The sequence below is a fragment of the Thermophagus xiamenensis genome, assembly GCF_900112795.1.
GTDB classification, from domain to species: domain Bacteria; phylum Bacteroidota; class Bacteroidia; order Bacteroidales; family Marinilabiliaceae; genus Thermophagus; species Thermophagus xiamenensis.
In genome coordinates this window covers 50,520-73,279 of the sequence record NZ_FONA01000019.1, presented here as the reverse complement: position 1 = coordinate 73,279, position 22,760 = coordinate 50,520, and the positions used below count along the sequence as shown (strand labels likewise).

General features: G+C 39.3%; 16 protein-coding genes. 10 read left to right on the top strand and 6 right to left on the bottom strand.

Features of this window, described 5'->3' with window-relative positions; genetic code table 11:
• The first annotated feature begins 285 nt into the window (after positions 1–285).
• The 4 genes from BM130_RS11750 (at position 286) to BM130_RS11735 (ending at position 4,764) form a co-directional block, all read left to right on the top strand.
• A complete protein-coding gene (locus tag BM130_RS11750) occupies positions 286–1,425 on the top strand; it encodes a glycosyltransferase family 4 protein (RefSeq protein ID WP_010527542.1) in 1,140 nt (379 codons plus the stop codon).
• Positions 1,425–2,633, top strand: a complete 1,209-nt coding sequence (locus BM130_RS11745; RefSeq protein ID WP_010527541.1) for a glycosyltransferase — start codon at positions 1,425–1,427, stop codon at positions 2,631–2,633. Before BM130_RS11750 ends, BM130_RS11745 begins: the two co-directional genes overlap by 1 nt.
• Positions 2,634–2,771: 138 nt before the next feature.
• Positions 2,772–3,674, top strand: a complete 903-nt coding sequence (locus BM130_RS11740) for an SDR family oxidoreductase (RefSeq protein ID WP_010527540.1) — start codon at positions 2,772–2,774, stop codon at positions 3,672–3,674.
• Positions 3,655–4,764: a DUF1972 domain-containing protein gene (locus tag BM130_RS11735; protein ID WP_010527539.1), complete on the top strand. Its 1,110-nt coding sequence runs from the start codon at positions 3,655–3,657 to the stop codon at positions 4,762–4,764. The genes BM130_RS11740 and BM130_RS11735 overlap by 20 nt, the downstream gene beginning before the upstream one ends.
• 121 nt (positions 4,765–4,885) lie before the next feature.
• On the opposite strand, the gene BM130_RS11730 is transcribed toward BM130_RS11735, so the two are convergent.
• Entirely contained in the window at positions 4,886–6,130 is a 1,245-nt protein-coding gene (locus tag BM130_RS11730) for an ABC transporter permease (RefSeq protein ID WP_010527538.1), read from the bottom strand.
• Between the two features lie 921 nt (positions 6,131–7,051).
• On the opposite strand from BM130_RS11730, the gene BM130_RS11725 reads away from it, so the two are divergent.
• Positions 7,052–7,462 carry a DUF4783 domain-containing protein gene (locus tag BM130_RS11725; protein WP_010527537.1) on the top strand — a complete coding sequence of 137 codons (411 nt, stop codon included), beginning with the start codon at positions 7,052–7,054 and terminating at the stop codon, positions 7,460–7,462.
• A gap of 1,205 nt (positions 7,463–8,667) precedes the next feature.
• Positions 8,668–9,510, top strand: a complete 843-nt coding sequence (gene nadC / locus BM130_RS11720) for a carboxylating nicotinate-nucleotide diphosphorylase (protein WP_010527536.1) — start codon at positions 8,668–8,670, stop codon at positions 9,508–9,510.
• On the opposite strand, the gene BM130_RS11715 is transcribed toward nadC, so the two are convergent.
• The 5 genes from BM130_RS11715 to BM130_RS11695 form a co-directional block, all read right to left on the bottom strand.
• Entirely contained in the window at positions 9,507–10,676 is a 1,170-nt protein-coding gene (locus BM130_RS11715; protein WP_010527535.1) for an MFS transporter, read from the bottom strand. The genes nadC and BM130_RS11715 overlap by 4 nt on opposite strands.
• Before the next feature lie 559 nt (positions 10,677–11,235).
• Entirely contained in the window at positions 11,236–11,463 is a 228-nt protein-coding gene (locus BM130_RS11710; protein WP_029626586.1) for a hypothetical protein, read from the bottom strand.
• An 85-nt stretch (positions 11,464–11,548) separates the two neighbouring features.
• Complete coding sequence (locus BM130_RS11705) at positions 11,549–14,179, bottom strand: valine--tRNA ligase (protein ID WP_010527533.1); 2,631 nt, start codon at positions 14,177–14,179, stop codon at positions 11,549–11,551.
• 673 nt (positions 14,180–14,852) lie between these two features.
• The gene (rbp, locus tag BM130_RS11700; protein ID WP_010527532.1) at positions 14,853–15,131 is read right to left on the bottom strand and encodes an RNA-binding regulator; all 279 of its coding nucleotides are present in this window, start codon (positions 15,129–15,131) and stop codon (positions 14,853–14,855) included.
• Between the two features lie 313 nt (positions 15,132–15,444).
• Complete coding sequence (locus tag BM130_RS11695; protein WP_010527531.1) at positions 15,445–16,650, bottom strand: pyridoxal phosphate-dependent aminotransferase; 1,206 nt, start codon at positions 16,648–16,650, stop codon at positions 15,445–15,447.
• A 535-nt stretch (positions 16,651–17,185) separates the two neighbouring features.
• Between BM130_RS11695 and BM130_RS11690 the strand changes: the two genes are divergently transcribed.
• From BM130_RS11690 to BM130_RS11670, 4 genes are all read left to right on the top strand, one after another.
• Entirely contained in the window at positions 17,186–17,956 is a 771-nt protein-coding gene (locus BM130_RS11690; RefSeq protein WP_010527530.1) for a DUF481 domain-containing protein, read from the top strand.
• Positions 17,957–18,237: 281 nt separating this feature from the next.
• Positions 18,238–20,784, top strand: a complete 2,547-nt coding sequence (locus BM130_RS11680; protein ID WP_010527528.1) for a DUF5686 and carboxypeptidase-like regulatory domain-containing protein — start codon at positions 18,238–18,240, stop codon at positions 20,782–20,784.
• Between the two features lie 15 nt (positions 20,785–20,799).
• Positions 20,800–21,459, top strand: coding sequence for a hypothetical protein (locus BM130_RS11675; protein WP_010527527.1), 660 nt, complete (start codon positions 20,800–20,802; stop codon positions 21,457–21,459).
• 204 nt (positions 21,460–21,663) lie between these two features.
• A complete protein-coding gene (locus BM130_RS11670) occupies positions 21,664–22,701 on the top strand; it encodes an efflux RND transporter periplasmic adaptor subunit (protein WP_010527526.1) in 1,038 nt (345 codons plus the stop codon).
• Positions 22,702–22,760 lie beyond the last annotated feature (59 nt).

The window sequence follows — 22,760 nt, the reverse complement described above, 5'->3', positions numbered from 1 at the left end:
AATGATTTTTAATGTTGACGGTAGTTATTCTCAATTTATTTTTTTCATGCAAAAAGCTATTTTGAAAGTTTTTTATAAAGAACCATCTTTTATTATTGCTAATGTTTCGTAGATTTTTAGACTTCAAGCAGGATTTAAATGTAAGTTTTGTACTCATTCGGTGGTCAATTAATATTTTTTTAATTATATGGTTGACTGTTATTTTAGGTAGTTTTTTGTTGTATTTAATTATATAGACTTTGGGTAATAAAATTGGATACTGGCGTGGTGGCTTAATTTTTTTTTATGCGAATAGGAATTTTCAGAACTTTCCCGATACCTTTAAAATTAAAGTTATATAATATTCAAGAAATTGGGTTGGCCAAAGGCCTTTTGAAGCAGGGATATTCGGTGGACGTTTTTTCATTTTTTGAAGACGTTGAGAACACAACAATTTATTATTCTTATGATGGTTTAAGGCTAAGGCTTATCCCATTAAAAGGGATAAGTATTGGAGGTCGTATATCTGTCATTGAGGGTATTTCCAAACATCTCTCTTGTGAGGATTATGATGTTATTCAAGTTCATGAAACTTCTCAATTAATGAACGCCTATATTTTAAAAAAGGCTAAAAAGCTAGGGATTAAAACTGTTTTGTATCAAGGGGTGTATCAAGATTATTCAGGGATAGGACGTTTTTATCAGTATATCTTGGATACTATTTTTCAGAAAACGTTGAAATGTAATAGTGATTATGTTTTTGCGAAAACTACAATGGCAAAAAAATATCTTGAAAAAAAAGGATTCCGGGATATAAAAGTGCTTCCTGTTGGACTAGATATTGATGTTTATTCCGAGACTTGTTTTAGAAACGAGTTAGTTGAGGAATTTACAAACAATTTTGAAAATATTTTTTTATACGTTGGAATTTTAGAAAAAAGAAGAAATGTTTCTTTTTTAATTGACGTTTTAAAGAGACTGTCTAAGGATGAAGTTAAAGGGGGAAAATATGGTTTGTTAATTATAGGGCAAGGTCCAGAAAAGGAATTTATTAAAAATTTAGTCAGAGCCTATAATTTACAAAATAAAGTACTAATTTTTGATTCAATCCCTAATAAATTAATTGGAAGTGTTTTTTCTAAATGTGATCTCTTACTTCTTCCTTCATTATATGAAATTTTTGGGATGGTAGTTCTTGAGGCTTTATATTTTGGAATTCCTGTATTTTCAACTCCTACAGCAGGACCAAAGGATATAATTAAAAATTATGAATATGGGAGAATTCTGGATCTTGATTTAGATTATTGGTGCTTAGAAATTGAAGAATATTTAGAGCATGAAAAAAAACATAAGAGAGAGCGATGTTTGTTGCGTAGACGATTTGTGAAAAGCCATTATAATTGGGATAAAATTTCTCAAAAGTATACGGAAATAATTGGGTTTTAATGAAAATAGTTTTAGTAAATAAATTCTATTATCCCCGAGGAGGAGATTGTATCCATGTGATTCAATTAAAAAAACTTCTTGAGAAAAATGGGCATCAAGTGTATGTTTTTAGTATGGATTACAAACAGAATATTAAATTAGTTGAGGATGAATATTGGCCCACGTTCGTTGATTTTTCTGCAAATTCATTTAATAGTATAGTAAAGAAAGTTATCCGTCCTTTTGGAGCATCCGAGGTAATTAAAAAATGGAAATATTTTATAACCCATTTTAAGCCCGATGTTGTTCATTTGCATAATATTCATTCACAAATTTCTCCAATTGTTGCAAAAATATCTATAGAAAAAAAAATACCTGTTGTGTGGACATTGCATGATTATAAGTTAATTTGTCCTTCTTATTTAATGCTAAGAAACAATAGGCCTTGTGACCTTTGTATTACGAATCAATTTTCTGTTGTTAAGAATAGGTGTATTAAAAATAATTTTGCGGCAAGTCTATTGGGATTTTTTGAGATTAAAAAATGGAATAAAAGAAAATTACAAGATTACACTTCTACTTTTATTGCACCTTCGGTTTTTTTGAAGAACCAAATGGTAAAGGGTGGATTTCGAGAAAGTTCTATAATGCATTTATGTAATTTTTACCCTGAAGAAAAAGTAATCCCCTTTACAAAAAAGAAAATAGACGATTTTATACTTTATGTGGGGAGAATAAGTAAAGAAAAAGGTGTTGAATTATTATTGCGTGCAATGCAGCAATTTCCTGATAAAAAATTAAAAATAATAGGTGATGGCCCTATTTGTAGTTTACTGAAAGATACATATTCGGATAGCAGAAATGTAGAGTTTTTGGGATTTCAGTCATGGGAGATCATTCAAGAACAATTAAGTACAGCAAGATTTCTTGTTGTTCCCTCAGAGTGGTATGAGAATAATCCACTTTCCGTAATAGAGGCTTTGGTTCTAGGGACACCTATTTTAGGAGCAAAAATAGGAGGTATACCAGAATTAATATCAGAAGGTAAAAATGGTTTCTGTTTTAAACCTGGAAATTTGGAAGATTTGGTTTCAGGGATAAACAAAATGTTTTTTTCAAGTTTTGACAGGGCTAAAATTTCTTTTGATGCGCAAGAGAAATTTTCTTCTGAAAGATATTACGAAAAAATTGTTCAAGTTTATAAACAAGCAATAAATAGAGTGAAATAGTAATTGTTGCCCAAGTTATGAGCAGAATATATTATTGTTCATGATTTTTATAGAAAAGATATATGGATTCTGGATTTTCAGAACCTTATTTGAAATTTATAGAAGTTAAGGAATTTGATAATATAAAATTAATGAGAAATGAAAAAAAAAATTTACATCGCAGGTTGCGGAGGTATGTTGGGTGAAGCTTTTTATACTCAATTTAAGGACGAGTATGAATTAAAGTGTACAGATAAAGATGTTAACGAAGATTGGTTGTCATACCTAGATTTTAGAGATTTCGATTTATACAAAAAGGATGTTGAAAAATTTAATCCTGATTACTTGTTTCATTTAGGTGCATATACAGATTTAGAATTTTGTGAAAAAAATCCTGATGAAACTTATGTAACTAATACTTTGGCCGTAGAAAATGCAGTTTATATAGCTAATTCTCTTAATATTCCTATACTTTATATAAGTACGGCCGGAATTTTTGATGGGAAAAAAGAGTTTTATGATGATTGGGATATCCCTAATCCTTTAGGTGTTTATGCGCGGTCAAAATATATGGGTGAGCGATTTGTGGTCGAAAATGCCAAACGTTACCTGGTCTGTCGTGCAGGATGGATGATGGGCTCTGGACCAAAAAAGGATAAAAAGTTTATTCAAAAGCTCATGAAGCAATTAAAAGAAGGGAAAAGGGAACTTTTTATTGTAAATGATAAGGATGGAACACCCACTTATACTCATGACTTTGCCAGAACTGTTAAAGAATTAATAAAAAAGGAATTTTGGGGGCTCTATAATTGTGTCTGTGGAGGACAAACGAGCAGATTAGAAGTGGCTAAAGAATTATTGCAAATTCTGGGGAAAGAAAATGATATTAAGATTACAACTGTTAGTTCAGATTATTTCAAGGATGTTTATTTTGCAGAACGACCTGCTTCCGAAAGATTAATTACGAAGAAATTGGACTTAAGGGGAATCAATAAAATGCGTAATTGGAAAGTTGCATTGAAAGAATATATAGAAAATTATTATGTCGGGTACCTTGAATAGAAAAAAATTACATATTATAGGGACACATGGAGTTCCGGCAAAATATGGAGGTTTTGAAACCCTCGCTGATTTTCTTTGCCAAAATCTTTCAGAGAAATATGAAATAACAGTTTATTGTAACGCAAAGAAGTATTCAGAAAGAAAAAAAGAATATTATGGTGCTAAATTAAAGTACCTTAATATAGATGCCAGTGGCTTTTCTGGTTTGTTCTACGATTTTATAACTTTTTGCCGGGCTCTTGTATCCTCAGATATTATATTGTATTTAAGTCCTGTTGGTTCTGGTATTATAATACCTCTAAAACTTTTTTTTAAGACCAAAGTTATTGTTAATCATGGTGGTTTAAACGAATGGGATCGACCAAAATTAAACTCATTTCAAAAAAAGTGGGCAAAATTAAACCATAAAGTTGCGTCTTCTTTTTCAGATGTCAATATTGCAGATAATGAGGAGTATAGAAAGAGTCTTAAGTTAAACTTCAATGCAGAATCCCAAGTAATAAGATATGGGGGAGATCATGTACACTTTATTGATAGAAATGATGAAAAATACGCCAGAAAATATTCTTTTCTTCCGAAGAAGTATGCTGTCAGTGTTTCTCGTGCACAGATAGACAACAATATACATATAGTTTTAGAGGCATTCGAGAATTTTTCACAATTTCAAATTGTTTTAATCTCAAATTGGGAAATTTCTGAGTATGGAAGAAAACTTAAAAGAAAGTATCAGGATCATCCAAACATGATTTTGCTTGATGCTATATACGATAAGAAAGAATTGGATTATATTCGTGGCAATGCGTTTTGTTATATTCATTCTCATTCTTTCTGTGGAACTGCACCAAGTTTGGTGGAAGCAATGCATTTGAGATTAGCAATTTTTTCCTTTGATGTACCTACAAATAGGGAAACGACAGAGGGTTGTGCAATTTTTTTTAAGGATGCAACAAGTTTAAATCAAGCTTTAACCAAAGCCTCCAATGATGTATTGGAAAAAAATAGGGATAAAATGAAACAGATTGCAAACCGAAAATATACTTGGAGTAAAATTTCTAAGGAATATTCTGATGTTATTGAATCATTATTATAGGTTAGGAGGACGTATGATTTTTTTTCTATTTTAGGCGGGTCTGTTAAAGTCTGGTTAAATTAACAAGTTGTGAATAAGCCGATTTTAATGGATTTGCTAGTTTGTGATATCTCCGCTGTCTCTACTCAAACCTAATCGCCTTTACGGGCGATATTTTAGCGGCGAGGTAGGATGGGCCGAGCATCATAAGGAAGATGGCGAGGATGGCGCCGGCGTTTAGGAGAAGGATGGAGGTCCAGGTGAGGTGGATGGGAACGGTTTCGAGGAAATAGTTTTCGGGATTTAGTTTAATAATACCGAACTGTTTTTGAAGCATGCAGAAGGTTAGGCCGGCGAGGTTACCCCAGAAGAGACCTTTGAGGGCGATGTGAGAGGCCAGGGTGAGGAACACTTTACGTAGAGGCCAGTCGGCCAGACCCATAGCTTTTAGGATGCCAATCATGTTGGTACGTTCGAGGATTAGGATGAGCAGTCCGGTAATCATGTTGAAACCGGCGACGAGGACGATGAGTCCGATGATAACGGCGATATTCATGTCGAGCAGGTCGAGCCAGCCGAATATTTGGGGTTGAGTTTGCTGAATGGTTCGTGTTCTGAGCATGGCACCGTCGGGAGAGATGTAACCGGCCACCACATCAGCGACCATAGCACCTGTTTCCATGATGTTTTCAAAGTCTTGGGCCAGCAGTTCATAACCGGCAATCTGGTTGTAGCTCCAGTTGTTAAGACGCTGCACCTGCCGGATGTCACAAAGGATAAAAGTCTTATCCAGGTCGGGCAGGTTACTGTCGAAGATTCCTGCCACTCTGAAATTTCTGGCTCTGATTTGGTCTTCAAAAAAATACATTGGCGCCTTATCACCCACTTTCAGTTGAAGCATCTTAGCCACATCGTCGGAAATAAGAATTCCTGAAGAGGTTTTATCATCACTCAGTGTCAAAGTATCCCCTTCTTTAATGATGGTTCGGAAGAAAGACCAGTCGAATTCCGGACCTACCCCCCTCAATATCATTCCCTGCATTTGGTTATTGGTTTTCAGTATTCCGGGTTTGGTGGCAAAGCGTTGAATATGAAGTATCCCCGGGACTTCAGAAAGTTGTTTTTCCAGTAACGAGTCCCGATTGATAGGATTGGTTTCGTAGCTAAGGTTAAAGTCATAGCTTACCACCTGAATATGACTGCCGAAACCGATAATCTTTTCCCGAATTTCCTTCTGGAACCCCATACCGGTAGCTATAGAGATGAGCATAACCACCATGCCGATGATAATTCCGGCAATAGACACCTTTACCACCGGTTGCGCAAGCCTTTTGCCTGAGATACCCCCGGTGCGAATCCTGTTGGCGATAAAGAGTTCCAAATTCATTCGTATAAAATTTACTTAAATCATTGGTCGGATGGAACTCGCATGACAAAGAGTTTTATACATTCTCTTTTGTGAAAATCTATCATTGTCATGCTCGTTTCATCCGTATAAAATTTACTTACTTTATTGATATATTGGTTCTTAAAAATAGTCATTAGTGGTTAGTCAATAGTCGTTAGTGGTTAGTGATTAGTGGTTAGTCGTTAGTCAATTGTCTATTTAGTACATCAATCACATCAATCACCTCAATCTCTTCAATCTCATTATCTAACAACCTAATAGCCTATTGACCTATTGGCCTAGTGGCCTTTTCTGCCTGTGTCGTTTATACATGTCCTTTTGTGGCAACAGCCGCCATGCTCGTTTCATTCGTATAAAATTTACTTATTTTATTGATATATTGGTTCTTAAAAATAGTCATTAGTGGTTAGTCAATAGTCGTTAGTGGTTAGTGATTAGTGGTTAGTCGTTAGTCAATTGTCTATTTAGTACATCAATCACATCAATCACCTCAATCTCTTCAATCTCATTATCTAACAACCTAATAGCCTATTGACCTATTGGCCTAGTGGCCTTTTCTGCCTGTGCACTTCTGCCTCCGGACATTTTGTATTGCAAAGATAGCAAGAGAATCGAATATTAACTTCTTCCTGAAAAGATTCCCTTTTAAGTTGTTACATTTAATAGAATAATTTTGCGTAAGTGAAAACCAAAGCACCATTTTTTCGTATTCCAAAAAAGAGTTTAGTTTTTGTGGTTTAGTTTTTGCAATCTTTTACTTTTGTATAGCCTTTATGGTTATTTTGCAGGCGTAAAGTGGGGATGCGGACACGAAAAATGTTTTAATGATATGGTCTGAAAGTGAAATCTGGATGATGAGCGGTGCGTCGGCAAGGATAGAGAACCCAATATTTATCAAATATGGAAAAGATAAAACAACTTCTGCCATTTGTGATTTTTTTGCTGACCCCGTGGTGGTTATTGTCCCAGGGCGTTCGGCAAGCCCCCTTGCCCCCTCAGGTGGTGGAGGCCGTCAGAAAGGGTGACGTTACACGTCTAACGCCATACCTGAACGACAAAATAGAGTTGGTACTTCCCGGTGAATCGGGTATCTTCAGCAAAGAACAGGCTCATTTCATCCTGAAAAATTTTTTTGCCGACAATAAGGTCTCATCCTTTCAGGTGCTGCATTATGGAACACGTCAAAGTGCTACCTTTGCCATCGGTGAATACAAATGTATCAATGAGCATTATCGAATCTACTTTTTGGTGAAAACCGGTAAAGAAAATCGTCCCCTCATACATCAAATCAGGATTGAGAAACAGGAGTGATTGGGCCATTTGGCCTTTAGGTTGTTAGGCGAATAGGCTATTAGATTGAGGGGATTGATGTGCTGATTTGTTAATGTGCTGATGTGCTAATGCGTTGATGTTTGGTGTTTATTAAATTGATTGATAGGGATAAGACGTTATCGGCTAACTGAAGATAAATTGGAACTAAATATTTAATATTTTCGAATGAAACGAGCCTGGGGGCTTTTGCCACAAAAGATGTGTATAAACGACAGAGGCAGAAGTGCACAGGCAGAAGGCAGAAGAGGAATTTTTTGATTTTAATGTTTGCGGGTTGGGTATTTCCCCTTTAGGGGATTAAGGGGTGAGCGGTGGATGTGATAAACTTTAAATTAATTGTATAAGCTAATTTTATGCGAATGAAACGAATCTGGCGACTTTTTTCTACAAAAGAACATGTATAAAACTCTGAGGCAGAAGTGCACAGGCTGAAAAGGCCGATAGGCCTTTAGGCCAATAGGTTATTAGATTGAGGGGATTGACTAGATTGATGTGCTGATTTGTTAATGTGCTGATGTGCTATTGCGTTGATGTTTGGTGTTTATTAAATTGATTGATAGGGATAAGACGTTATCGGCTAACTGAAGATAAATTGGAACTAAATATTTAATATTTTCGAATGAAACGAGCATGGGGGCTTTTGCCACAAAAGATGTGTATAAACGACACAGGCAGAAGTGCACAGGCAGAAGGCAGAAGAGGAATTTTTTGATTTTAATGTTTGCGGGTTGGGTATTTCCCCTTTAGGGGATTAAGGGGTGAGCGGTGGATGTGATAAACTTTAAATTAATTGTATAAGCTAATTTTATGCGAATGAAACGAGCATGGCGGCTTTTGCCAGAAAAGATGTGTATAAACACTGAGGCAGAAGTGCACAGGCTGAAAAGGCCGATAGGCCTTTAGGCCATTAGGTTATTAGATTGAAGAGATTGAAGGGATTGACGAGATTGATGTGCTGATTTGTTAATGTGCTGATGTGCTAATGCGTTTATGTTTTGGTGTTTAGGTGTTTAATAAATTGATTGGTAGGGATAAGACGTTATCGGCTAACAGAAGATAAATTGGAACTAAATACTAATCACTAACCACTAACCACTAACGACTATTGACTAATCACTAACGACTAACCACTAATAACTAATTTAAAAATCAATATATCAAAGAAGTAAGTAAACCTTATGCGAATGAACAACGAATACCTGAAAACATTTATCACAAATGCATTGAATGAGGATGTGGGAGATGGCGACCACTCGTCGCAGGCTTGTATACCTGCCGAAGCAGAAGGTAAAGTACAGCTTTTGGTTAAGGAAACGGGCGTTTTGGCCGGGGTTGAGGTAGCCTTTGAAGTGTTTCGTCATCTGGAACCGGATATAGAGATAACCCCAATATTAAGTGACGGCACGTTGGTGAAACCCGGCGATGTGGCTTTTACCGTGAAAGGGAAAGTGCTAACCCTGCTAAAAGCTGAAAGGTTGGTGCTGAACATCATGCAGCGGATGAGTGGCATAGCTACACAAACGCGTAAGTATGTTAAACTTTTGGAAGGTACTAATACCAAAATTTTAGATACTCGGAAAACCACGCCCGGGATGCGTCTGCTCGAAAAAGAAGCTGTCAGAATTGGTGGTGGTCAAAATCACCGTATGGGCCTCTATGATATGATTATGCTTAAAGATAACCATGTCGATTTTGCCGGGGGAATAGAAAAAGCTATTAAAACCACTCATGAATATTTAAAGAAACTTGGTAAAAGCCTAAAGATAGAGATAGAAGTCCGTAACATGGATGAGTTACACCAAGTACTGAAAGTTGGAGGGGTTGACCGTATTATGCTCGATAATTTCGATCCCCAAACCACTCGTGAAGCGGTGAAGCTGATCGATGGCAAGTATGAGACAGAATCTTCCGGAGGTATCACCAAAGAAACCATCCGAAGCTATGCCGAATGCGGGGTAGATTATATATCGGTAGGGGCTTTGACGCATCATATCCGCAGCCTGGATATGAGCCTTAAAGCCATTTAGTGAATTTTGTTGATGTTTAAGGCTGCAGGAATGGCCAAAAAGGCTGCCAAAGCTGCAAAAATGAATGTGGTTTGATGACCGAAATGGTCGAAGCCGTAACCCGTGGCAAGGGTTGTAATGGAGTTGAACAAAAAGTTACTGGTCATATAAAGTCCGTTCACAAAAGGCAGGTGGTCGGTTTTCAGGCTGTTGATGATGGCCAGAAATACCGGTGTCGGAGCCAGTAGAAAGAAGCCCATGACAATAAGCAGAGGAAGTGTATAAGCCCCTTTGGCCAGAATAAACAGACCCATTAACAGTGGGGAAACTACGGATACAATCAACAGCGTATTCCTGCGACCTATGAAATCGGATATGGTGCCTGAAAGAAAGGTGCCGACTGTTCCCGATAAAAATATTACCGATAATGAGATACCGGCCATCCAGCGGGATGAGCCGGTGCTTTCCAGATAACCCGGCAAATAGTAAGTAAGACAACTTTTCATAAAGCCGCGGGTAAGTGTGATACTTCCTATAATCAGCAACACCGGCAGGTACTGTTTTAATGTCTTCAGGTATCTGTTGTTTTGGTGACTATCCTTTGAAATTTTTTTCCTTAGGTCTACATGTCTAAAGCGGAAAAACAGTATTAACGAAGCCAATATTCCGGCCGGAATTAACCGGAAAGTACCTTCCAGACCCCATAAATCGATGGCGCCCAATATAACCACCGGTCCGAGGGTGCGGGCCAGCTCACCACCTACCATATAGAAGCTCATGCCCCGGCCGGTTCTGTTACCGGCTATATGTCTTATCATTACCGGCGTGGGAACATGAAACATGGTTGAACTAATGCCTGATACTAACATCATTATAACTAAAAAGGAATAGGAGGGGGCCAGTCCTATCAGACTCATCGATATGGCCGTCAGCGAGGGCGCCACTATCATCAGGTAGCGGATTCTTACTTTGTCGGCCAATATACCAACAAACGGATTCAACAGGGTTGGCATCCTCTGAATCACCGATAACAACCCGAAAAGAGTATAGTTGATAGACAGTTTTTCCATTAATAACACCTGAATCGGCGCCGGAAACGAAGTATATATGTCATGAATATGATGGGTTAACGAAATCAGGAAAACATCTAATGTCTTAAAGCCGGTACTTTTTTGTTTGTGTGTCATCCGAAAAGATTTAATTCATTGTGCGCAATGAAATGCACATGGTTTAAGCTTATACATTTCCTTCTTATAGCAAACCTTGAGCGCCGGGCTCATTTCAGCCGAACGAGTCACCTCGAAGCATGCGATTGTGTCGCATCGAGGCATGCGATTGCGTCACATCGAAGCATGTGATTGCATCACATCGAAGCATGCGATTGCATCACATCGAAGCATGCGATTGCGTCGCATCGAAGCATGCGATTGTGTCACATCGAAGCATGTGATTGCGTCGCATCGAAGCATGCGATTGCGTCACATCGAGGCATGCGAATAAGTCGATTATGACTATAACTAATATTTTATATTCCCGTTGTTTACGGGTAAAATGAACTTTATCTGCAATAGTTCCGATGCTCTATGACTTCAAAGTTAGCCAAAAAAATGTAGGGATGAAACGAGCATGACAATGAGAGATTTAAAGTAATTGCTGATAGGGATATATCTTCATCAGCGATTTGATACAGTTGAGTCTTTGTTTTGTCTTTTGCTCTTAAAAACTCAATAAAAATTCCAGTATCAACTACCATTTTGGAGGTGGCCATTGATTAAACAATTTCCGATTTTCTTCAAAAATCTTACAATCTGCCTCTGCCCATTGAGATACTTCGAGAATTCTTTTTTTATAGTTTGAAGCTCTTTTTGATTTTTCTTCTTTTTCCTTATAAAGCAAAAAATCAATAAAATCACTTACCGTCCTTTGGGCGGTAAGTGATAGTTTTTTGTTTTTGGCAGTCATGTAAGCCTTCATGTCTTTGTTGTTAGAAAGCTTCAAATTATTGAATTTGAAGTTGTTCGGGTAATAAGAAAGCGACAAATTTGCTATAGTCTTCGTCTTACCCTTTCAAATTTCGGATGCTCTCGGTGAGCACTTCAATTTTGGCTTCGGCATCGGCTTTTTTCTTCTTTTCCATTTCCACCACTTTTGCCGGCGCATTGGCAACAAATTTTTCGTTGCTGAGTTTTTTCATAACCCCATTGAGGAATCCCTTCATCCGGTTAAGCTCTTTCTCTAACTTTTCAATTTCTTCTTCGATATTTATTAAGCCATGAAGGGGGATAAAATATTCTGAAGATTTGATGAGGAATGAACCTGCCCCATCAACTTTTTCCTCTACCTCTTCAATGGCTTCCAGGTTGGCCATTTTTTTCAGAACAGGGTTAAATTGCTTAAAGTAACCATCTTTCCCCATCATTACTTTTAGGGTGAGGGGCTCATGAGCCGAGAGGTTTTTCTCTTGCCGCAGGTTACGTATGGCAGCAATAGCTTCTTTCACGTATTCGAACTGTTGAAGCATATCGGCATTAACCGGTCCTGCCTTGGGTTGCAGACTCACCATAATGCTTTCGCCCTCTTTACGTGGTTCGAGGTGATGCCAAATTTCTTCGGTAATGAATGGCATAAAAGGATGCAGAAGGCGCATCAGCTCATCGAAAAAGTTTAAGGTAGCCTTGTAAGTCTTGCTGTCGATGGGCTGCTGATAGGCGGGTTTAATCATTTCCAGATACCATGATGAGAACTCTTCGCGGAAAAGAAGATAGACTTCCATCAAAGCATCGGAAATACGGTATTTCTCGAAATGGTTGTCAAGGGTGTTAATGGCCTCGTTCAGTTTATTTCGGAACCATTCGATGGCCAAAGCAGAACTTTCGGGTTGTTCCTGCTTTTCATCCACCTTCCAGGTTTTTACCAGTCGGAAGGCGTTCCATATCTTGTTGGAAAAGTTACGTCCCTGTTCGGTGAGGCTCTCGTCAAAGAGGAGGTCGTTACCGGCGGGCGAACAGAGAAGCATACCCATACGAACGCCGTCGGCACCATATTTTTTGATAAGTTCAAGCGGTTCGGGTGAGTTACCAAGCGATTTGGACATCTTACGCCGCTTACTGTCGCGTACTATACCGGTAAAATATACGTTTTTAAATGGATAAGTGCCGCGATATTCGTATCCGGCCATAATCATCCGTGCCACCCAGAAGAAGATAATTTCGGGTGCCGTCACCAAATCGTTGGTGGGATAGTAATAATCGATTTCTTTGTTATCGGGATTAAACCCATCAAAAACAGTGATGGGCCATAACCATGATGAGGCCCAGGTGTCGAGAACATCTTCGTCCTGCTTCAGGTCTTTTTCGGTGAGGGAGGGGTTCCCCGTTTTTTCGCGTGCAAGCTCAACGGCTTCTTCCGGGGTTTCAGCAACCACGTAGCTGCCATCTTCCAGGTAATAGACAGGTATGCGATGTCCCCACCACAGCTGGCGTGAGATACACCAGTCTTTTACATTCTCCATCCAATGGCGGTAAAGATTTTTAAACTTGGCCGGATGAAAACGTACTTCATCTTCCATCACCGCTTTCAATGCCGGTTTGGCCAATTCCGACATCTTCAGAAACCATTGGGTGCTCAGTCGCGGCTCTATGACGGCATCGGTACGTTCCGAAAAGCCCACTTTGTTGGTGTAGTCTTCGATTTTAACCAGGTTACCCGATTTTTCCAGGTCAACGGCAATCTTATCACGTACCACGAAGCGGTCTTCGCCCACATAGAGTTGTGCCGCCTCATTTAATGTTCCGTCATCGTTGAGGATATCTATCGATTCCAGGTTATGACGCATCCCTATTTCATAGTCGTTGATATCGTGGGCAGGAGTGATTTTAAGGCATCCGGTTCCAAATTCCATATCAACGTACTCGTCTTCGATGACAGGAATGGCTCTTCCGATGAGGGGTACCAGCACCTTTTTGCCCACCAGATGTCGGAATCGTTCGTCATTGGGATTGACACATACGGCCGTGTCGCCCAATATGGTTTCGGGACGGGTAGTAGCAATGGTGACATACTGCTCACTTTCACCCTCTACCTGATAGCGGATATAATAGAGTTTGGATTGTTCTTCACGATAGATGACTTCTTCATCGGACAGGGCGGTTTTTGCAACCGGGTCCCAGTTGACCATACGGATGCCGCGATAGATGAGGCCCTTACGATAAAGGTCTACGAATACTTTGATGACGCCTTTGCTGCGTATTTCGTCCATGGTGAAGCAGGTACGGTCCCAGTCGCAGGAGGCGCCCAGTTTTTTGAGCTGTTCGAGGATGATGCCGCCATGCTTGTGGGTCCAGTCCCATGCATGTTTCAGGAATTCTTCACGGGAAAGGGATTGCTTGGAGATGCCTTCTTCCCGTAGCTTGTTGACCACTTTGGCTTCGGTAGCAATAGATGCGTGGTCGGTTCCCGGCACCCAGCAAGCATTTTTGCCCTGCATACGCGCCCGGCGCACCAGAATGTCCTGGATGGTGTTGTTAAGCATGTGTCCCATATGCAATACCCCTGTTACATTGGGCGGAGGTATAACGATGGTGTAGGGTTCACGCTCGTCGGGAACAGACTTAAAGAATTTCTGTTCCATCCAGTATTGATACCATTTCTCTTCTGTTTCGGCCGGACTGTATTTGCTTGCAATTTCCATAATACGATGAACTTTCTTTTTTTATAGAAAATGCAAAAATACAAAAAGTCGCCGACCTTTTGACATATAAAGACAAGGATGTGTAATAAAGTGAGGCAGAAAAGCTGCTAATAGGCCAATAGGCTGATAGGCCAATAGGCTGTTAGGCTGATAGGCCATTAGGCCAATAGGTTATTAGGCTGATAGGCCATTAGGCCAATAGGTTATTAGGCTGATAGGCCATTAGGCCAATAGGCTATTAGGCTGATAGGCCATTAGGTCAATAGGTCATTAGGCTGATAGGCTAATGGATTGATGTGCTGATATGCTAATGTGCTAATGTGTTGATGTTTATTAAATTGATTGATAGGGTTAAGACGTTATCGGCTAACAGAAGATAAATTGGAACTAACTACTAACCACTAACCACTAACCACTAACCACTAATTACTAACCCACTAACTACTAACTACTAACTACTAACCACTAATGACTAATTTAAATAATCAATATATTAATGAAGTAAGTATGTTTTGTACGAAAAAAAGAGGCTGTCTTAAAAGGCTGAAATTTTACCATGAGTCAATAATTTATATTGAATTTGGGAAAGACACATTTCTCAAAACATAATAAAATTGACTCGAAGAATTCCAACATTTACAGGCACCCTCTTTACTTCATCCGGGTTAAGGGACTAACCAAAATTACGATCGCTTCGTCCGCTAACTTCTTCGCGGGGGCGAGCTTTCTTTACCACAATACGACTGCCGTCAAATTCTTTGTCATCAAGATTGTCAATGGCAGTTTGAGCTTCGTCGTCGTTGGGCATCTCAACAAAGCCAAAACGCTTTGAATAACCCGTTGCACGGTCCATAATAACTTTAGCGGAGCTTACTTCTCCAAATTCACTAAACAATTGCTCCAGATCCTCACTCTTGGTGCGGGCGCTGAGCTTTGCTACAAAAATGTTCATAATAAAATAGAAATAATTAATAATTGTTGGTTACCAATAAAACTACCGCAAAGCTCAATTTTTCAGAAGGAGCATTACCGTATTTTATCAATACCATTGTGCAAGTTAAGACATTTGTTGTCTAATTGCACGAAAAAATGGATTTTTTTGGTTAAAAAACTCCAGACAGTTTATGCTCAATGAGTTTTAAGGTCTGTTGTTAAAATTCCAATGTGGCACTAACGCCCCAGTGTTGATATGTCCCTTCTTCAAATCCCCTAAATCTCATCAATCTCATCAATCCATTAGCCAATCAGCCTATTGACCTAATTGCCTAACGGCCTGTGGTTCTTCCCGGATAAGCTTCCAGAGCCTTTTGCAGTACCATTACGGCTTTAGCCAAATCTTCCTGCTTCAAAACATAGGCAATACGCACCTCGTTACGGCCTTTATCATTAGATGAATAGAACCCTGACCCGGGAGCCATCATTACGGTATGTCCTTCAAAATTAAAATCACTTAAAATCCATCGGCAAAATTCATCGGCATCATCAACCGGTAATTTTACCATGGTGTAAAAAGCCCCCTTTGGTTGTGGGCATGTAACGCCCGGAATTTTATTGAGGGCATTAACCAGAAAGTCGCGTCGCTTAAGATATTCTTCTTTAACAGAGATAAAATAGTCAGGCGGAGTATCCAATGATGCCTCTCCGACAATTTGTCCCAGTCCGGGAGGACTTAATCGTGCCTGCCCAAACTTAAGTGCTGTTTCGATAAGTTGATGATTTTTTGATACCAATGCCCCAATACGCACGCCGCATTCGCTGTAGCGTTTCGATACCGAATCAATCATTACGGCGTGTTCTTCTATTCCCTTTAGATGAAGCACCGAAAGATGCTGGTGATTATCGTAACAAAACTCGCGGTACACCTCATCGGAAAAGAAATATAGGTCATGTTTGACGACCAGGTCGCGCAAAGCCTTTAATTCCGATTCGGAATAGAGGTATCCGGTGGGATTATTGGGATTGCAAATCAAAATTCCTTTTGTGCGTGGAGTTATTAATTTTTCAAATTCGGCCACTGGCGGTAAGGCAAAGTCATTTTCAATGGATGAAGTTATAGGAACAATGTTTATGCCGGCAAGCGTAGCAAAACCATTATAGTTGGCATAAAAAGGTTCAGGCATGATTATTTCGTCACCCGGATTCAAACAGCTAAGAAAAGCAAAGGTGAGCGCTTCCGAACCGCCGGTGGTAATTAATATTTCGTTATGGTCAACATCAATACCAATGGAACGATAATAGGCTGCCAGTTTTCTCCGATACGATTCATTTCCTGCCGAATGGCTGTACTCGATAACTTTTAGGTTAAGGTTATGCAAGGCATCAAAAGCTACTTCAGGTGTAAAGATGTCGGGTTGACCAATGTTCAAATGAATTACATTAATTCCTTTTTGTTTGGCAGCCTCGGCATAAGGCACCAGCTTCCGAATGGGTGAGGCAGGCATCGAGCCGCCACGCTGAGAGATTTTGGGCATTGTCCTATATTTTTACATTTGTGTTAAATTATTTCCCATACTTTCCCTGATTAACCGGAACAGGTATGGCGAACACGCATGGCCTGCCTTTGTTGAGTTCCTAAAAGAGGAGAACCATTTAAAGACATTCTTAACCATGCCTGATTTATTTATTCAAATTTACACCTGATGGTCGACAAATATAATGATCGTTGACATAGTTTAATAATTGTTGTATTAGAAAATGCAATTTGTGTTGACTATTGCATACCATTCTATTTTAAATAAATTTGTTGCGCTGAAACGCATTAGGCCAACAGGCCGATAGGCTAATTAGGCTAATAGGTCAATAGGCTAATAGGCTGATAGGTTAATAGGCTAATAGGCTGATAGGCTAATAGGCTGATAGGTCGTTAGGCCAATAGGCTTATATTTTGTTAGGCTAATGGATTGAAGAGATTGATAAGCTAATATGCTGATGTTGATTTAGGGGCTTGAAGCCTGATAACTAAAAACTTTGAAATAAGAACTAAAAACTAATCATATTAAAATTATCATGGGCAATCATCGCTTAGTATTCTTCCTGATTTTTATTTTTTTAACGGGTAATTTTTTTTCATTGGATGCGCAAATTGTAAGTATCGATAAACGCCGGACAAAAGACCCCAATAAAGGTTTACAGGGAGAGTTTAACCTGGGTTTTAATTTGATTCATACTTCTACCGACCAAAAACAACTTAGTTCCAGGCTTAAACTGCAATACAATGATGAGTTAAACACTTATCTGCTTTCTACCGACCTTAGCTTTAACGAAGTGGGTAACGAACGTAACGTTAACAACGGTGGCCTTATGTTGAAATATAACTACTGGGTCCCCGATAAAATCATTATTGCCGAAAGTTTCTTTCAATACCAGTATAACCGCGTCAAAAGTTTGAAACATCGATATATCCTTGGTGGCGGACCCCGCTTCAACATTGCCGACAATGATAATTTTTCGCTATTCCTGGTGGGCTATACCATCTACCTCAACGAGCTATACGAATACACCGATTACAACCGCAAAAAAAGTCTGGTGAAATTTAGTTCCATGGGTAGCTTCAGCTGGACCATCAGTCCTTCGGCTTCCTTAAGTCATACCACCTATTACGAGCCCGACTATTCCGACCCGGCCGACTACCGGATATGGAGCGAATCCAACCTCTCCCTTAAAATATCCAAAAACTTTAATTTTGGTTTATTCGTCAAACTGGAATACGACAATACCGCAGTTGATGTAGATAAGCTGTTCTACACGGTTAAAAATTCTTTTCAGTGGAAGTTTTAACCGTGCATTTTGGGCAGAGGACATATGTGTCAGGATGGGTCAGGTGGTTAGTGTTAAATAACTAACGACTAATCGCCTCGTATGTTTACCACTTTTTTCTGCCGCGAATAAAACATTTCAGGCTTATAAAATGCATTTCCGTCATCTTTTTTTTGTGGTTTAACGAAAATAAGATTAGGTGAATCTATCAATAATGTAGTTTTGACGGCTGTAAAAGGTCCTTCTTCTAAAATTAATTCTGTTAAATTGATGTGGAAGGAGGCCATAGCCGTTTGATGAATATGCAGAAGTTGAATAATAACAAGTCTGTTTTATTTTTTGAAAAGGTAGCGATTAACCCTTTGCCCAAGTTGTTGATATTGTGTTTTGTTATTTGTCTTGCAGAAGTCAATGGGACAAGTCAAACCACAGTTGTAGAAGGGAGGGTTTATGATGGCGAAACACATGACCCTTTACCGTTGGTAAATATCAGTTTTCAGGGGACAACCATAGGAACCGCCAGTGATACTGCCGGTTATTTTTCTTTAAGTGCCAATATTCCTGTCGATACCATTGTTTTTTCTTCCTTGGGTTATGTTATGCAAAAGCATAAGGTAGAAAAAGGAAAAGAACAATCATTAGAGGTATGGTTACAACCTACGCAAATAAGTTTGGCCGAAATTAAAGTGAAGCCCGATGAAGGTCCTGTACGCCGGATAATGACGGGGGTGGTGACAAACAGAGAAAAGAATAATCCGGCAAGACTTCCGGGCTATTCTTACCGTCGTTATACCAAATGGGATTATCGAATTAATAATGTCACGGATAAAATGACGGCATGGAATATTTTCAGGCATGCCGGTGGAATTTTTAAATATGATGATAAGGGAACCCGATATTTGCCGGTATATTTTTCGGAGCAAGTGGTATTCAATGAATATCAGAAAGAGCCACTAAAACGTAAGTCAACCATAGAAGCCGACCATACACAAGGTTTGGGCCTGTTGCAGGAGACTGAAATTTCCGGGTTTACTTCGGGCCTCGACGATGGTATTAATTTTTATAATAACACCATTCCATTTTTAGGACATCAATTTATTAGTCCGGCTCATAGTAACGGGTGGTTTTATTATAAATACTATTTGCTGGATTCGGTGATGACCAGGTACGGAAAGGCCTACCAAATACGTTTCACGCCCCGCCGTAAAGGAGATAATACTTTTAGAGGCGAAATGACTGTTGTTGACAGTAGTTTTGCCATTACGCAAATAAAAGCTACCCTTGTCAATCCGGAGCATTTAAATTTCATAAAAGATTTGGAAATTCAGGCTGATTATCATTTGTTGAATGATTCTGTCCCGTTTTATGGCCAATCAAGAATTATCTTTTCCATCGATTATTTGCCTGTAGAGTTTAAAAAAAATCAAAAAAGGGTAGAGTTAAAGGCCATAAATTACATGCATTTTCGGGATGCAAATATTGGTTTAAACCGGGAGGTTGAACTGAGTCATCGACAACTTTCATATGAATCGGTAAAAGCGCGGGATTATAAAAAGAAAGATTCAACATATTGGCAGTCGATACGACCCGTTGCGTTGGATGCCAACGATTGGGAAATGAAAGCTGCAATAGATTCTGTCAACCGTTTGCCTTTGGTAAAGTTGCTTGATAATGTTGCCGATATGGCTATGACGGGATATTATGATTTGGGATATTTTGAATGGGGACCATACGATAAAACTATATTATTTAATGAAGTAGAAGGGACTCATCTTTTTATTGGCGGCCGTACCAGTGAGGAGGTGTCTGAAAATTTTAGTCTTTGGGGTGGCGTTGGATATGGCACGCGTAATAAACAGTGGCTCGGGAGAGTAGGTGCCGGTTTTTTATTGCCTGCTTCGCGTCGAAACTTAATAAGTGCCGAGTATAATAATGACATGATTCTGATGGGGGAAAGCGAGAATATTCTCTACCTGTACGAAAACAAGCAGAGTCCCTCTACTTCCAATCTTATCAGTTATCTATTTCTAAGAGATGAGCTGGATGAATTGTATCAGGTGAAAAAACTGACTGCATCTTTCGAGCATGAGGTAAGAACAGGATTTAGCCTAAAGACAAGCGCTACGGCATCGAGAATTTATTCCCCTCAGTTTTATCCATTTCTTTCCAATGGTAATTTATTGGACCATTTTGATGCATCCGAGGTGAGAATCCGGTTGAGATGGTCGTGGCTGGAAAAGTATCTCGATTATGGATATCGAAGGATTTATCTTTCTTCACCAAAACCTGTCGTAAACCTGGTTTTTTCAGGCGGAGTAACGGAGGCAGGCGATGAGCGCGAATACTACGGCAAGATACATTCCACCTATAAACATCACTTTTACCTGGGGCAGGCACGTATCAATTATGCCGTGGAAGGGGGATGGATACTGGGACGCGTACCTTATCCACTGCTCGATATCCCTCGTGGTAATGAGACTTATGGTATAAGTAGGTATCGATTCAACCTTATGGATAACATAGAATTTTTTCATGACCGCTATTTACATGTTTTTACCGAGTGCAATCTGAATGGTTTTTGGTTTAAGCGGATACCCGGGTTATATCGTTTAGGCCTGCGTGAAGTGATTAGTGCCAAAGCCATGATAGGAAGTGTAGACAACAGGCATAGTCAATTACTATCTTTTCCTTTGACTTATTCCGATTATAACAATAAACCCTATTTGGAAATAGGTGCCGGAGTAGAAAATGTATTGAGGTTTTTTAGATTTGATGCCATCTGGCGACTAACCGAGAGTGACAAAGCACCCCGGTTTGGTATACGGGCATCCTTTGAAATAAAAATTTAATAAAGAGGGGAACCGATGACCCGGACTTGCACGATATTGATTGTTTTCTTTTTTATGGTTCAATGTCTTTATGCTTTTGGCGGGGTGGAAGCACCGCAATGTGCCGTTTACGGTAATGACAGCTTTGATGTATGGGCCCGGCACTTGACTCACTTTGAAGATGAGAAAAAATTGAAATCACATTCATCATTAGCACCCGATTATGTTCATTTCCAATACCTCAAAAAGGCAGGACAGTTATCGGCAGGTGCCGGATACCGAATACATAATATTTATGAACCTTCTCTTTTGATTGGTTATATGTATAAACCCATGAAGCTAAAAAATGGAAGAGCGTCAGTAATAACTTTAAAAAATAGCTTCATCCTTTTAGGACCACGGATAATGGAGCGAATGGCAATTAAAAGCGGGGTGTCGGTAAATTTCTTATTAGAGGATGCGATTCCGGGAAAAATTACATTTTACCATCGGGCCATGTTTTATTTTCAAGAGCGTATTTATTCAATGCCTTTTATCAGCGGGGAGTGGTATTTTAACCGGCAACGCCGAAAAAGTAGTTTGTTTGTGGAGGTGTCTACGGTCGATTCGGCTATTAAAGAGGCAGTTGAAAGTGAATTTGTTCAGTTTGATGAGATTTGGGCTGTTAGCGTGGGAGTGACGGTTTATCTTCATTAATGGTATCCATGTTTAGGTCTTTATTCATGTCTAAAATTAAATATTGTTGGACCCCGGAACAAACAATTCAGATGGGTAAAATGTATTTTCATGTTCAATATTAACCAATTGCCCATAACAATTCCGCCTCACGAAAAGGGTAACTTTATTTTTGCTGCGGGAAAAAAGAGTTCTGTAAAATCAAATTCTATAAAAAAGTAGAAAATGAGAGTTTTAGTTTGCTTAGTGAGTTTGACAACATTGTTGCTTTTTAATTCGGGATGTGCTAATCACAAGCCGGAAGAAAATAAGGTAATTAGATATGTGAAAGTTACCGAAGTAGAGAGTGTCTCAGATGTTGGAGAACGGTCCTTTAATGCTGTTATTAAAGAAAAACGAGAGTCGTCGGTCTCTTTCCGTGTAGGTGGAACTGTAGAAGAAATCTTTTTTGATGAGGGAGATTATGTGAAGGCAGGAACACTATTGGCACGCCTGGACCAGCGTGATTATAAAACTATGCTGACGGCTGCCGAAGCACAATACCGTCAGGCTAAAGGTGAATTGGAACGGTACACTCAACTTTACAAACAAAATAAATTGCCTGCCAATACTTATGAGAAAATTGAAACAGCTTTTATGGCTGCCAAAAGTAACTGGGAGAAAGCACGTAATGCTTTGGCTGATACCCGTTTGACGGCCCCTTTCTCGGGCTTTGTCTTCGATAAACTTATCAATAATCATGAAGTGGTAGGTCCCGGTCAACCCGCTTTTATTCTTATCGATACCAATACACTGGAGGTGAGCTTTGGTGTCCCCGAAAGCATTGTAAATGAATTATCGGTTGGGCAGGAAGTAGAAGTGACCGTTAATGCTTCGGAAGAGCGTTACCCTGCTACCATAAAATCTGTTAGTCATAAAGCCGGTGGCGACCGTTTGTTTACTGTGCGTTTAGACATGGAAAATCCGGATGTAACGAAAATAAAACCGGGGATGACTGCCAAAGTATTTATTCCTCGCATTAATGAAACCGGGCATAAAGATATAGTGTTGGTGCCGGCTGAAGCTATCTTCTATTTGGGTGACCAAACATATGTATGGGTTTATGATTCGAATACCCAAAGTGTTGTCCGTCGTAAAGTTATAGCAGGTAAAATTGCCGTCAGTGGCCGAATTGAAATCCTTAATGGGCTGAATGTCGGAGAAAAGATTGTTGTAGCAGGTGTTCATTCATTGGAAGAAGGACAAAAAGTGAAACCGTTGTGATTTAAACGGTTGTTTGGAGTGGATGAATATGTTAACGTGAAAACGTGCTAACATAAAAT

Coding starts and splice junctions, on each gene's coding strand:
- BM130_RS11750 (WP_010527542.1), top strand. CDS start 286: ATGCGAATAGGAATTTTCAGAACTTTCCCGATACCTTTAAAATTAAAG.
- BM130_RS11745 (WP_010527541.1), top strand. CDS start 1,425: ATGAAAATAGTTTTAGTAAATAAATTCTATTATCCCCGAGGAGGAGAT.
- BM130_RS11740 (WP_010527540.1), top strand. CDS start 2,772: ATGAAAAAAAAAATTTACATCGCAGGTTGCGGAGGTATGTTGGGTGAA.
- BM130_RS11735 (WP_010527539.1), top strand. CDS start 3,655: ATGTCGGGTACCTTGAATAGAAAAAAATTACATATTATAGGGACACAT.
- BM130_RS11730 (WP_010527538.1), bottom strand. CDS start 6,130: ATGAATTTGGAACTCTTTATCGCCAACAGGATTCGCACCGGGGGTATC.
- BM130_RS11725 (WP_010527537.1), top strand. CDS start 7,052: ATGGAAAAGATAAAACAACTTCTGCCATTTGTGATTTTTTTGCTGACC.
- nadC (WP_010527536.1), top strand. CDS start 8,668: ATGAACAACGAATACCTGAAAACATTTATCACAAATGCATTGAATGAG.
- BM130_RS11715 (WP_010527535.1), bottom strand. CDS start 10,676: ATGACACACAAACAAAAAAGTACCGGCTTTAAGACATTAGATGTTTTC.
- BM130_RS11710 (WP_029626586.1), bottom strand. CDS start 11,463: ATGAAGGCTTACATGACTGCCAAAAACAAAAAACTATCACTTACCGCC.
- BM130_RS11705 (WP_010527533.1), bottom strand. CDS start 14,179: ATGGAAATTGCAAGCAAATACAGTCCGGCCGAAACAGAAGAGAAATGG.
- rbp (WP_010527532.1), bottom strand. CDS start 15,131: ATGAACATTTTTGTAGCAAAGCTCAGCGCCCGCACCAAGAGTGAGGAT.
- BM130_RS11695 (WP_010527531.1), bottom strand. CDS start 16,650: ATGCCCAAAATCTCTCAGCGTGGCGGCTCGATGCCTGCCTCACCCATT.
- BM130_RS11690 (WP_010527530.1), top strand. CDS start 17,186: ATGGGCAATCATCGCTTAGTATTCTTCCTGATTTTTATTTTTTTAACG.
- BM130_RS11680 (WP_010527528.1), top strand. CDS start 18,238: ATGCAGAAGTTGAATAATAACAAGTCTGTTTTATTTTTTGAAAAGGTA.
- BM130_RS11675 (WP_010527527.1), top strand. CDS start 20,800: ATGACCCGGACTTGCACGATATTGATTGTTTTCTTTTTTATGGTTCAA.
- BM130_RS11670 (WP_010527526.1), top strand. CDS start 21,664: ATGAGAGTTTTAGTTTGCTTAGTGAGTTTGACAACATTGTTGCTTTTT.